The organism is Sphingobacterium sp. WOUb80, assembly GCF_050058145.1.
In the GTDB taxonomy this organism is placed as follows: Bacteria; Bacteroidota; Bacteroidia; order Sphingobacteriales; family Sphingobacteriaceae; genus Sphingobacterium.
In genome coordinates, this window is record NZ_CP165617.1 from 658,659 (window position 1) to 672,927 (window position 14,269).

Genomic DNA, 14,269 nt, shown 5'->3' on the forward strand with positions numbered 1-14,269 from the left:
GTTCAAACGGCCAAAGGCCGTTTGAACGGAGTTATTTTGTATAGATGATTACCAACCAGTATTTTGAGTCATTTCTGGTGTTTGGATACGTTGTTTTTCAGGAATTGGAAATAGCAACATTTTATCCTGAAACGTCTTTCCATTTGCAGCCATGGCTGTTTTTGCCTGTTTTGTACGCACCAAATCAAACCAGCGGTCGTGTTCGAATGCCAATTCAAGACGTCTTTCTTTCCAGATCAATTGGCGGAGCTGTGTTTGGTCGGTCGTCGTTACGTTGGCTAGTTTTACCCTTGTCCGCACAGTATTCAGCGCATTCAGCGCTTCGCTGCTATTGCCAACCTCATTTGCTGCTTCAGCAAGGATGAGGTAAATTTCGCCTAGACGCAGATAACGTACGTTTTTATCACCATCAGAGGCACCTCCATTTGCCGAAGAATACGCTTTTTCATTATACATCGGATTTTCTACACCATTGTCAATTAGACGGCCATCGTAGAGTGTTTCTCCTCTAAAAATAATCGTGGCATCACGACGGATATTATCTTTTTCTGCATTAAAGGCATCCAATAAGTTTTGGCTTGGGATATTAAAGCCCCAGCCTAAATTGACCGCGCCTCCACGAGGTGCTTGTACCTGGCTATACTGTTGGATACCGTGAGCAATGGAAGTACCACGAGCTTGCCATTCAAAGAGTGATTCCGGACCATTTTCTCCTGCTAATCGCCAAATTGTTGCATAATCTGGTTCAAGGCTATATCCTCCGGATGTGATGACCGTTTTCGCCATATCAGCAGCTTGTTGCCATTTGCTTTGATACAAATAGACTTTTGACAATAAGCCCTGCGCAGCACCTTTGGTTGCTCTACCTAAATCTTTTGCGGCATAGGCAGATTTGATAGGTAGGTTGTTAATCGCAAATTGGAGATCAGCTTCGATATACGCGTAAACTTCAGCTGCGGGTTCTCTCTTTATATAATCGCGTTCTTGGATAGGGACATCGCCCCAACCCCGTACAAGATAAAAGTAATTCAATGCACGAAGAAAACGAGCTTCTGCAATCAGTCTATTCTTATAGGTTTCATCGGTTAAACCGTATTTTTCGGTATATTCTATGGCCCTTGTTGCGCGACCAATTGACTTGTACCAGCGTGTCCACATGGATTCAAAAGAACCGGTAGTGGAAGTATAGGTTAAATTGTCTAGACTCAGTTTATCGCCACCAGCATCTGTTTCCGAACTTCCCTTGTCGGCGTTATCGGATAGCATATCGGTAATACCAATGTAAGAGAAGGAATAATCCCAGTCGGTAAACATACCGTAAATCCCATTGACGTATTGTTCAGGTGTGTAGATTTCTTCACTATCCTCGGCTTCAACCAGTTCCTTTGATGGTACATCCAGGAACTTATTGTCTTTACAGCTCTGCATTGCAATTCCTGCAGTGAGTAAGAGCGCTATATAGAGTTTGTTAATTTTCATTGTTTTCAAAACTAAAGTGATTAAAATTGCATGTTAAGTCCGAATAAGAAATTGCGGGTAGTTGGATAAGCTGAAAGCTCAATACCGGAAGTAAGGTTTGGACTTCCGTCACCTGCAAGTTCAGGCGAAAAACCGCTGTAATTCGTAAACATAAATGGATTTTGTGCAGTCACATATAGTCTCAGCTTAGACTTTGAACTATAGAGATTGTTGAAAGTATATCCAAGGGTGATATTATTGATACGGAAGTAAGCGCCCGATTCAAGAAAATAACTAGAGGCCCAATATGCTCTTTCAGCACCAGGATGTTCATTGGTTGAACCTGCGCCAGTCCAGCGATTTTCAAAAGTAGATAATGCAATATTTTCACCAGCGTTGGAGCGCACGCTATTTAAACCATTATATACTTTGTTACCGGCAACACCATAACCCGAAACATTGAAATCGATCATTTTATAATTGATCCCTATATTTATACCATAGGTAGAGCTTGGGAGAAATGAGCCGAAGAACTTTTTATCCCTTGTATCGATTACGCCATCGCCATTTTGGTCTTTGTATTTGAGGTAACCAGGTTTAGCTGTTCCAAATGCTGGTGTATTTGCAACATCTGCATCATCTTGATAGACACCATTGGCTTCAAACATCCACCAACCATAAATAGGTTGTCCAACACGTAGCTGTTTGGTGATTTCGCCATTATTTAAACTTCCGCCAGTTGCACCATCGAATGTATTGACGACTTCGGTTACCTTGTTTTTATTGTATGCGTAATTCAGGCCGACTGTATAGCTAAAATCTGGACTTATATTTTTATTCCAGTTTAATGCAATTTCGACACCTTGGTTCAATATTTTAGCTCCATGAGCATAATAATTTTTCTCGTCCGGTGAAGAATATATAGGTGTTACATCTAGAATCGTATTTGTGTTTAGCTTATGATAGTAGTCAATGGATCCTGAAAGCTGATTGTTTAGAAACGCAAAGTCTAAGCCAGCACCTGTCTCTCTGGTTACTTCCCAAGTCAAATTCACCGCAGGTGTACCCTTTGCACTTCCGTACACCATATTCTGTTCAGGACCGAGCACATAGTTGTAGTTCGAGCTCTCAGGACTTGATAAGATCGTAGAAACATTCAATGGAATATCTTGATTTCCTAGTTTACCCCAGTTTCCGCGGACTTTCAGTAAATTGATCCAAGTGGCGTCTTTCATAAAGCTTTCATTGGTCACTGTCCAACCCAATCCAACCGAAGGGAAAGTTCCCCAGTATTTTCCTGTATTACGAAATACGCTTGATCCGTCTCTGCGTAAGGTAGCTGTTAAATAGTATTTGCTATCGTAATTGTATTGTAGTCTACCAAAATAGGACGCTAGTGCCCTTGGTGTGTAATAAGTTTGTAAAGAGACAATACCATAATCATTAGTACCCTTGGCTAAGTTAATATTCCAATACTGCTCTTGTTCGGGTACATTGTAGCCTGTTTGGCTGCTCATGCTGTTGATATCGTATTTTTCGCGCGACATCCCTACAACAGCTTCAATATGATGTTTGTCAAAACTTTTGTTGAATGTTAGGAAATTCTCGAATGACCACCGAAATTGTTCGAGATTCTCGTATTTTAAACTGTTGTCCACGTAATCAACGGCCTTTGGATTTTCCGCTTTTAATGCGTTGAATCTAGCTTCATCTAACAATGTATTTGCATTCAACCATTGATCCTTCACATTATTGAAAATCCGTTGTTTTGAATAGAATTTATTCCCGCCAATACGCGAATTGATTTTTAAATAATCGGTTATTTTGAATTCTCCCTCAAAACTTCCCTGTAAGCGTAGCGTATTTGTTCTTTCGTTTTGGCGTAAAACCTCATACACTGGATTGCCAATGGAGTTTAGGTTTCCAATTGCTTGCCCTTGAGCTGCTTCAATACCTGCTACACCAGTTGTTGTATTTACACGACCTAAACCGTAACGGCCATTATCAAACATAACGGGAGCCAGCGGTGACTGACGATAAGCCGTGGTGAAAGCACTATAGGGCTTGGGTGTTGCATTTGTTAATGTAAGATTTAAATTTTGGCTGAACTTTAGGCGGTTGTTTAAAAATTTATAAACGTTGTTATTGCGTATTGTATTTCTTACAAATTTAGAGCCGTCAAGAATACCATTTTCGGTATAGTTGTTTGCTGATACAAAGTAATCAACTTTCTCAGTTCCGCCAGAAATATTGACAGCATTATTGAATACGGAACCCGTACGTAACAATTCGTCATACCAGTCTGTATCATATTTTTGGTTTTCCGCCAAACGATAAGATCCATTGGTCGAGGTCAGGTATTCATTGGCAAATATTCTAAACTGATCAGCGTTGGCCATTTTCACGCGATTGAGGACATTTTTTATTCCTGCGAAGCTTTCATAGTTGATGTTTGTCGTTCCGGTTTTACCTTTCTTCGTGGTTACGATAATAACACCATTTGCAGCCCGAAGACCGTAAATTGAAGCTGACGATGCATCCTTCAAAACATCCATAGATTCAATATCTGATGGGTTGATATTATTGATGTCCGTCTGTGCAATTCCGTCAACAATATAAAGTGGATTCCGCCCTGACAAAGCTGTTCCCAGTCCGCGAATGACTACATTCGGCGATGAACCAGGAGCCTCATTCGCAATAATGTTTAAACCCGCAGCTTTACCTTGGATCGATTGCATGGCCGACATGGCTGGCTGTTTTGTGATATCGGATGATTTCAATGAACTGATCGATCCGGTCAGATCCGCTTTCTTTTGCGTACCATAACCAATAACCACCACCTCTTCCAATGCTTGATTTTGATTTTCTAAGAATACATTGAGTTGCGTTTGATTGCCAATGTAGACGGTTTGCGTGCGATATCCTAGAAAGTTAAAGACCAATGAGTCGGTAGGAGAGGCGTTGATTTGAAATTTCCCCGTTGCGTCGGTTTTTGTAGATACTGCTTTCCCTTTGATGCTAATGGTGACCCCAGGCATGGAGATCATGCTTGAGCCATCTTTGACCACTCCTTGTATAGAAGTTTGTCCATAGGCAACCGAGACGACCATGGATGTCAAAAATAATGCGGATAGATTCCTCATATCGTTAATTTTTGGTGTTTGTTTAAAATACGTTGGTTATTTCCCTGAAGCAAATATGTTGATGTAGTACAACTTTGCCAAAATTTAACATTTTCACATCACTACTACATGGAATTTTAGCTTGCTCAGCTTACCTTTTTTTGTGTTTTATGTTTTTGATAATCAGATTTTTATATTGTGTTTTTCGCTGAAATAACACGAGCTTTAGTGTGTTTTATACACTAAAGCTCGTGTGTAGTAATGATGTAGTGTCTGTGATGAAAATTTAACGTTCCATCAGGAATTCAGAGAGGTTTTTGTCTGTTGGAATGCCTAACTTTTTGCGTAATCGATAGCGTCTGATCTCGACACCGCGTGTGCTAATGTTAAGTAATGAGGCAATTTCCTTGCTCGACATATTGAGTCTTAAATAGGCGCATAATTTCAGATCATTGGGGACTAGATCAGGAAACTCTTGTTTCAATTTCTTGAAAAAATTCTCATGTGATTCGTTAAAGCTTGTTTCAAAAATATGCCAATCACGGTCGTCGTTATGGGCATCATCGATAAGCTTGTTTATTTTTTTCAATTCATCCGAACTCAGCTTGTTGCCATCTGCATCTTTAAGCTGTTTGAGCTCGTCGTGTAAATTGTTCAACATCTCATTTTTGTAAACGATATTGAGGGCCGCATTAGCGAGTTCTTTATTTTTTAATTGAAGTTGATCTTCTAATTGCTGGTTTTTAAGTTTAATCCAGTCCTTTTCTTTTTGCTCTGTTTCGCGTTCCAAGGCAATCTTTTTCTCTTCTAGCCATTTTCGCCTTATCTGAAACTGACGCTTGCGCTCCCGTTGAAGATTAAACTTATAAGCTAAATAGATAAGCGCCAGCAAAGCTAGTGCATAAAATGCCTTTGCCCACCAGGAGAGGTACCATGGATACCGAATGGTAAAGGAAAATGTTTGGATTTCCGAAACCAAGCCCATATTGTCCCTGGCCCTGATTTTAATTTGAAATTTTCCATAAGGTAGATTTGTGAAATCTTGGTAGGCAGTTTCACTCCATTCGGACCAATTGTCTGAGTAGCCTTCGAGGTAATATTGGTATTGAAGTGGTGAAGATGAATAATATGGACTTGAAAAGCTAATTCTAAGATTATTGTCCGATGATGATAGTTTAAATGCTGAATCTGGGATAATAGTCTGGCCTGTTGTCAAGTTGACGAGTTGTGCTATTTGCGGAAGTGGCAACGTGTATTTTTGTGATTTATCGGCATGACGGTAGATCGCAAATCCATCATCTAAACCGATGAGATAGTATTGGTTTTCAATAGGAAGGATATTTTCATAGTTATTCATCATTCGATCCTGTAAGGGGCTGAGCAGATTGGAGTCAATATGCAGTTTGCCCTTACTGTCAAAATCTACTTTAGCAATTTTAGTCTTCTGAATAAACCAGTAGCTGTTTGTATTGATCGGTATGACCTTATTTGAATTTTTATAGCTGCCTAAAGCTGTGTTTAATTCATCGGCATAGCTGAATCTTTTTACAATATTGTCGAATTGGAGAAATCCGCTGTCCGTCGCAAATACAAGATTATTTTCTAAGGTGTAAATCCCTGTAAATTGCCTCTTTGAAGCGATACTGTCCTGTTTGGAGGAAAATAAAATGTCTGCCTGCTGGAAATTTGCATCAAATCCGAGTAGTTGTATCTGCCCCCAATCGCCAATCCAAAAGGCATGATTATCTTTTTGCGCCAAAAATCGAACCGGTTCTTTAACGCCCGCGAACTGCTGAACAAATGCTAGGTGTATACCATCGAACGTAAATTTCGATAAGCCTGTGTAGTTCCCTTGAAGAATATTCTTTGTTCCAAAGATAGGTTTGAAAACCCATCCGCCAGTGATCTGTGAAATTTTCTCAAGTCGGCCATCAACGAGCTTAAAGGTCCCGTCATTGTGTCCACAGATCAACTCATCACCAAATTGTGCTAATGTCCAAACCTGACCATTTGAATTTGGAATTTGGGAGAAATTTAATGAATTGTAATTGGTCAATCCCTTCCAATCACTTGAAAATAAGCCCTTATTCGTTCCAAGGTAGATTTTTCCCTGGTAGATAATCGATGTATAAACGGTACCGATTTTTCCGACAAAATCAGTGTAAAATGATAATGGGGAATTGATTTCAATGCGGTCTATACCATTATCCAGTCCCACCCAGATATTCTTCTGATTGTCCTTGACAATACTGAGTACAGTATTGTTTTGAAGACCATTGTTTTTATTGATATGCTGAATGACTTGCCCATTTTTATTGATGATAATAACGCCGTTTTGGATGGTGCCAAAAGCATATTGTCCGTCGTAGAGGTATAAACCATTGTTTATTTGTGATTGGCTTAAGAGCTGGTTTGCCGGAACAGGCCAGGGTAGAATGGTTCCATCCGCTTTCATCAGGTAAAGGCCATTTCGCGAGGTGGCAATAAGCGAGGTCGTTGCGTCGAAAGGTAAGATGGCAAGTACATTTTTGTCTTTCAAAACATCTTTTCCTTTTACAGGGATAAGTTTATCCTGTTTAAATTCATGCAGACCACTTGGCAGCTGTTCGAAAAATAACTTGTTATCGAGCTGATGCGGAAATAAAAAGGGTTCACCTTTGGCGGTTAGCTGCCGTATACGATTGTTTTCCCAAATATAGGATTTGGAAAATGTATGAAAAAATACCCGTCGGTCTTCGACAATGATTTTCCAGATTTCTTCGTTTGGGAAATAGGTTTTGTCCTGTACAAGTTTCGAGAGACTATGATAGCTCAAGTTCCCAAAAGGTTTGGAAGTCCAATAGCCAAATTCACCTCTTCCGCCTGTATATATCTTTCCGTCTTTACCAATTGCAACACTTCGGACTGTGGAGTGATTTGGCAGTGGAAAGATACGCCAGTATTGCCCGTCAAATTGTAACAGCCCCTCGGTATTTGCACTATAAATGCGACCATCTTTATCGACTGCCAAAGACCAGTTCTGATTTCCAGCCTTGTATTGGTCTTTTTTGTATTGTTTTACAAAAGGTGTTCCTGTAGGTATGATTGTCTGGCAATAGCCATGGTGCATTAAAAAAAATAAAATGCTGCAAAACCAAAAGATATAGACGTTACTATATTTTTTTGTTGTCATCGACTCCCTCACTTTAAACTGATTTTGGGGACAATATATCGATTTTATCGCAGAATTGATAATCTCCCTCGTCGTATGGAGTTCTAGGAGCTCCTGCAGATCTCCTTCTTATTTTGGAGCTCAACCGATGGATTGATGGAAGAAAAATTAAAAGAAGCCAGGATGTTTATTTTTTTTGTTTTAAAAAACCATTTAATCGCGTTGAAAATCAGGAATGAAGCTATTTATTCCACCTATTTGAACAAAAAATACTCCTTTTGCTGTGAACGATTTTTGATATTTGAGTTCATTTACTTCGTTAAATAACCAAATAAACCAAAACAACTATGATAACACCGATAACCAAAACGGTAGGGAAGGGGTTACTTTTATTTTCGTTGATGAGCATGTCTGCCCCCATGGTACTTGCCCAGTCGCAAATAAAGATATCCGGAAAAGTAAGCTCCTCAACAGGCGAGCCTCTTGCGGGCGTCACAGTACAGATAAAGGGGGTGAAAAACGGCACTGTAACTGATGGGGCCGGCAATTATCAGATTCTTGCGCGAGACATTGATGTCCTGATATTTTCATTGGTAGGTAAAGAGAAGGCCGAAGTCCAAGTCGATAAGAAAGATCACATTAATCTGGTGCTCCAGGAGTCCAGTAGCCTGATTGATGAAGTGGTGGTTGTAGGCTATGGTACCCAGAAAAAAAGTAATCTAACCGGTGCTGTTGCAGCTGTCGACGGAAAGGTGCTTAACAAACGTATCGCTACAAATCCAACGCAGTTACTTCAAGGTCGCATGCCCGGCCTTCGTGTTACCCAAGGATCGGGAGAAGCTGGGAATGAAAATGTGAATCTCCAGGTACGTGGATTGGGTTCCTATGGTGCCTCTTCTGCTCCACTGGTTATCGTAGATGGTATCCCCGGGAGTTTGGAAAATTTGAATCCCCAAGCAATCGAGAATATCACCGTATTGAAAGATGCTGCTTCGGCTGCTATCTATGGGGCAAGAGCAGCAAATGGAGTCATTCTCGTAACGACAAAGCAAGGCAAGGCTGGAAAGACACAATTGAGCTATGATTATAATGTTGGGATTACCAAAGCCTCAGCTCTTCCAGACCTCGTGTATAATTCCGTTGATTACATGACCCTGTATAATCAGGCAAATAAAAACTCGGGTGTCACAAATCCAAATGCTTCTTTTAGCCAGGAGATGATTGATGCCTACAAAAATGCAACAGATAAAACATTATATCCCGATTTTAACTGGTTAGATGCTGTCTTTAGAACTGTCCCGGTACAGACCCACAATTTAAGCTTAAGCGGCGGGGCAGGGGGAACAAATTACAACGTTATATTGGGCTATGTCAATCAACCTGATATTATGATCGGGACTTCCTTTAAAAAGTATAATCTGCAGCTGAATCTGGGTTCTAAAATCAATGACCGGATCAGTTTTGGGTCAAGTATTACCTTGAACTATGGCGATCGGAAATATCCTAGAAATGGCAGTGAAGATCAATTTTTGTCAACCATTAGTCAATCACCGTTATATGGACCTGTACTACCCGATGGTAGTGGTCGTTATACGTCTAGGGCATATCCTTTTCAATCCCCAAATAAAAACCCTGTTGCAGTCGCTGAAAATGCATTTACCAGACTGAACAATTATTTTATGCAGGGCAATATCTTCCTAAATGTGAAAATATTGGAAGGACTGGATTGGAAGACAAGCGGTGGGTTGACGTATGGTTTTACAAAAAACTATACCAACAAACCTGTGATTAATCAATACATGTGGTTTGCTAAACCTGATGACCTACCTGCCAGACAACTTGATGTCGGCGGTCAGGGGCTAGAAGTAACGGACGACAACAATGTGTATCCGGTGGGGTATACCCAACTGACTTACGATAAGTCCTTCGGAAATCACAACATCAAAGTGCTGGCAGGAACCCAGGCAGAATATAATAAAACACAAAAACTATTCGGAAGTAGGTTGCAATTTCCTAACAATGACCTCCTTGAGCTCGATGGTGGTGGTGCCGGACAACAGTCAAATAACGGTGTCACTAATGAGTGGTCATTGAGGTCTTATTATGGTCGATTAAACTATGACTACAAAGGCAAGTATCTACTGGAAGGGAATGCGCGTTACGACGCCTCTTCACGTTTTCCTGAAAATAGAAAATGGGCATTTTTCCCTTCACTATCTGGAGGTTGGAAAGTCTCGGATGAAAACTTTTTTGGTCCGAAATTAAAAGAAGTTGTTAATGAACTAAAGTTAAGAGCCTCCATTGGAACATTGGGTAATCAGAATATTGGTAACTATCCGTATCAGATTGTTTATAATTCCTCTTTTGCTTATCCTTTTGATGAAACACTCCAACAGGGAGCTCGCCAGGTAGCAATGGCCAATGACCGGATCAAATGGGAAAGTACCAAAGTCTTGGATTTTGGTGTAGATATTGGTTTATGGAACAACAAATTGACCGCTTCTTTCGATTGGTATAACAAAGTAACATCAGATATTTTATCTGCATCTACGGCTTTCCCTTCTTATATTGGGCTGACTGCACCGACCGTCAATTATGGTGAATTGCGTAACAGAGGTATAGAGCTCGGTCTTCAGTACCGTGATAAAATTGGAGAGGTATCCTTGACCCTCAATGGAAATATTCAGGCCAATCGCAACAAGGTGATGAAATATGGTGCCGAACGTATCTCGGGCAATACCATTATCCGGGAAGGTTTACCTTATGGTAGTTTTTATCTTTTGGAGAACACGGGCATATTCCGTTCGAAGGAAGAGGTAGCAGCTTCTCCAGTGCAACAGATTCCAGCACAACCGGGTTATCTGAAATTTGCCGACGTTAATGGCGATAAAGTTGTGGACAATAATGATCGTATTGTCGTGCCGGGCGCTTATCCAGATTTCGATTACTCCTTTAATGCGACGGCTGTTTGGAAGAACTTTGATTTTACAGCCTTTTTCTTCGGTTCCCAGGGACAAAAAATATTTGTAAGTGAATGGGGAATAGTGCCCTTTAGGCAAGGTGGTACGTTCACTCGCGACTGGATGAACGCTTGGACTCCCGAGAATCCGAATGCATCGCTTCCAATAGTGGGTGCTGAAAATACCCCTGCGGCAAATAATGTACGGACTGCATCGACTTTCTTTTTAAAAGATGGATCCTTCCTGCGTCTTAAAAATATTCAGGTAGGTTATGCTATTCCACAAAGCACCTTGTCCAAAGCTGGTATTTCTGGCCTTCGCATTTATTTTGCGGCAGATAACCTGGTCACATTCTCCAAGTTCCCCGGTTTAGATCCCGAACGTGGCGTTTCATCAAGCGGTGGTGCAACATCAGGACGTTATGTGACTCATCCGCAGAATAAAGTATTCGCATTTGGAGCGAGAATCACATTCTAATCGAGTGGTAACTAAAAAAAATTAAAGATGAAAAATAGCGTAAAAAAAACATATCTATACCTAAGCTTAGCAGCCCTAGCTTCACTAGGTAGTTGCACAAAAGATTTTTTAAATAAAAACCCAACGGATAAAATTTCGGAATCAACCTTTTGGAAAACGCAGACTGATGCTGATTTGGCACTATCGGGCTGTTATGAATTTCTTTGCCGAGGATACAATTCGACGTCTTCATCCAATGCACGTGGTGGTTGGGGTGGAGCAAGTATGTTTTGGGATGGGCTTTCAGACGATGCTTTTGTGTCCAGTACCTCCAATAACTTCAATATTATTTCGCGATCCGGAATCACTTCGACAACTGGCGGTATGCAATCTGAGGGCTATGAGATTTCGTATCAGGCCATTGCTGCATGTAATAAATTGATTGCCAATATTGACCGCATTACAAGCATGAGCCAGCAGGACCGTGACCGATATAAAGCAGAGGCTCGTTTTATCCGCGCCCATTACTACTTTTTGTTGACCAATCTGTACGGTGATGTGCCATTGACTTTAGAACCTCTGGGTATGGACGATGCGAGTATTCGGCTCGGTAGAACACCTAAAAGCAACATTATCGAAGCAATTTTGGCAGATTTAGATTATGCGAGTGAAAAACTGCCAAATACAGGATATAAAGGACATGCTGTGCGGGGATCTGCGCTGGGGTACAAAACAAAGGTATTGTTGACGGTGAAAAAATGGGCTGAGGCAGCTGCAACAGCGAAGATTGTTATGGATGAAAACAAGTTTTCGATCTATCAGGGTGGATACCGCGATCTGTTCCGAAAACCTGGACAAAATAACAATCCCGAAATCATGTTCTCCGCTCGATTTTTACCACCCAATATGTATAGCCCGGCAGATATGATGTATTCTTATCTGAAGACGATACAACCGTTGGGTTATCTGGTTGATTCATATTATGCCATCGATGGAAAGGATATTAAAGAATCGACAGTTTACGATGCTAAAAACCCTTACGAAAATAGGGATCCACGGTTGAAGTCAACAATCATGTACCGCGGTGTATGGCGCGGTACTACAGCATCTTCCGCTTTTGATCCCGTTGCCGAAGGGGTTTTGGGTGGTTTTTTACCGAGAAAATATATCAACGAATCGAAATGGCCAACAAGCTACGCGACACAAAGCGATCAGGATTGGGTATTCTTACGCTATGCAGATATTTTATTGATGTACGCAGAAGCGAAAAATGAAAGTGCAGGGCCTGATCAAACAGCTGTGGATGCATTAAATAAGGTAAGATCCAGGGCTGATGTGAAAATGCCGCTCGTACAGTTTAGCGGTTCCTTGACAAAAAATGAATTCCGCGATATTATCCGTCATGAACGGAGGATTGAATTGGCTTTGGAAGGGCAACGTTATTTTGACTTGAAACGCTGGGGGATGATCAAAGAGGTGATGGATAAAACCAAGGATCCAGATGGAGCTTCACGGTTATTTATGGCAAGAGATACCTTATGGCCAGTACCTCAATCTGAGGTAGACATGGCCAAGAGTTTAGGTAATGACAATTTTAAACAAACACCAGGTTTCTAAATTAAGAACTGTGAAAAATTAAGGTATGAAAGCTATATATAAAATGTTGCTGGCACTTATCCTCATCATGGGAATGAGTAAGGGATTATTGTATGCGCAAGTAAACCGCTTGCCCGATAGTGCACGCATGAAATGGTGGGAGGAAGCCCGGTTTGGCATGTTTATCCATTGGGGAGTATATGCACAGTTTGGCGGTGTTTATAAGGGGCGCGAACAGGCACGTGGTGGAGCAGAATGGATTATGAACCGCTCTAAAATTCCAGTTGATGAATATCAGGCGATGGCAAAGCAATTTAATCCCACGCAGTATAATGCAGACGAATGGGTACGCATGGCGAAAGATGCTGGGATGAAATATTTAATTATTACAGCCAAACACCACGATGGTTTTGCACTCTTTGAAACAAAAGCGAGTAAGTGGAATATGGTGGACGCGACACCCTACGGTAAAGACGTCTTGAAACCTTTGGCCGAAGCCTGCCGAAAATATGGGCTGAAACTTGGCTTTTATTATTCCCAGGCGCAGGACTGGAATAACCCTGGTGGATCGGCTGCTCGTAAATTAATGCGAGAAGGCTGGCCTAACCCAGATTCAACCCGTATAGATGATTACACACTAGCACATCATGGCCATTGGGACCCCAAACAAGAAACAGCGAGTTTTAGTGACTATATCAAAAATGTATCTGTGCCCCAGGTCAAAGAATTGTTGAGTAACTATGGGGATATTGCTGTGCTATGGTGGGATACGCCAACCAATATGACCGACGACGCTGCAAATATGCTTCAGGAGCAATTGGCACTTCAACCCAATATTATCACAAATGATCGATTGAAACGACCTAATTTCCCCGGCGATACAAAAACGCCGGAGCAAAAAATTCCAGATTGGAGTGAACTCGAAGGCAAACATTGGGAAACTTGTATGACCATGAATGGCACTTGGGGCTACCGCACATCGGATCACAAATGGAAGTCTGCCGAAACCTTGATCCGTAATCTTGTTGATATTGCTTCCAAAGGTGGAAATTACCTGTTGAACGTTGGCCCAAAACCCGATGGATCGTTCCCCCAGGAGAGCATAGAACGTCTGGCTGTAATTGGCAAATGGATGAAAGTCAATAGTGAAGCAATCTACGCAACCAAGAGCAGTCCCTTACAACCATTTGAATGGGGGAGGTGTACCCTGAAGGAAGATGGAAAGCGAACTTATTTGTATATCTCGGTATTTGACTGGCCAAAAAATGGCCTAGTTGAACTTCCGATTGAAAATAAAGTCGTAAAAGCGAGCCTTTTAGCCAATAATCAAGTGTTAAAGGTAAAATCGAATTCCAATGGTATTCAGATTGCCGTACCTGAGCAGGCCATTGATCCTGTTGCTACGGTGATTAAAATCGAAGTAGCAGGCAAATTCAAGCGCGACAAAGTGTCTAGAGCAAAGAAAATGAAAACCGGAGCTTTGGACGAGTAAGGCCGATAAGATGAAAAGCAGATACTAAAATAGC

At 41.2% G+C, this 14,269-nt stretch carries 6 protein-coding genes; 3 read left to right on the plus strand and 3 right to left on the minus strand.

From position 1 onward, the window contains the following. Nucleotides 1-48: 48 nt before the first annotated feature. From AB1Z56_RS02595 to AB1Z56_RS02605, 3 genes are all read right to left on the minus strand, one after another. Nucleotides 49-1,479, minus strand: coding sequence for a RagB/SusD family nutrient uptake outer membrane protein (locus AB1Z56_RS02595; protein ID WP_426790984.1), 1,431 nt, complete (start codon nt 1,477-1,479; stop codon nt 49-51). Between the two features lie 20 nt (nt 1,480-1,499). Continuing rightward, nucleotides 1,500-4,601, minus strand: a complete 3,102-nt coding sequence (locus tag AB1Z56_RS02600) for a SusC/RagA family TonB-linked outer membrane protein (RefSeq protein WP_426790985.1) — start codon at nt 4,599-4,601, stop codon at nt 1,500-1,502. A 265-nt stretch (nt 4,602-4,866) separates the two neighbouring features. After that, nucleotides 4,867-7,752, minus strand: coding sequence for a triple tyrosine motif-containing protein (locus tag AB1Z56_RS02605; protein WP_426790986.1), 2,886 nt, complete (start codon nt 7,750-7,752; stop codon nt 4,867-4,869). Between the two features lie 326 nt (nt 7,753-8,078). Between AB1Z56_RS02605 and AB1Z56_RS02610 the strand changes: the two genes are divergently transcribed. From AB1Z56_RS02610 to AB1Z56_RS02620, 3 genes are read left to right on the plus strand one after another with little or no spacing between them, the layout of a single operon-like run. Beyond that, the gene (locus AB1Z56_RS02610; protein ID WP_426790987.1) at nt 8,079-11,168 is read left to right on the plus strand and encodes a SusC/RagA family TonB-linked outer membrane protein; all 3,090 of its coding nucleotides are present in this window, start codon (nt 8,079-8,081) and stop codon (nt 11,166-11,168) included. Nucleotides 11,169-11,195: 27 nt separating this feature from the next. Then, the gene (locus AB1Z56_RS02615) at nt 11,196-12,764 is read left to right on the plus strand and encodes a RagB/SusD family nutrient uptake outer membrane protein (RefSeq protein ID WP_313266049.1); all 1,569 of its coding nucleotides are present in this window, start codon (nt 11,196-11,198) and stop codon (nt 12,762-12,764) included. A gap of 25 nt (nt 12,765-12,789) precedes the next feature. Next, on the plus strand, nt 12,790-14,235 hold the full coding sequence (locus AB1Z56_RS02620; protein WP_426790988.1) for an alpha-L-fucosidase: 1,446 nt from the start codon (nt 12,790-12,792) through the stop codon (nt 14,233-14,235). Nucleotides 14,236-14,269 lie beyond the last annotated feature (34 nt).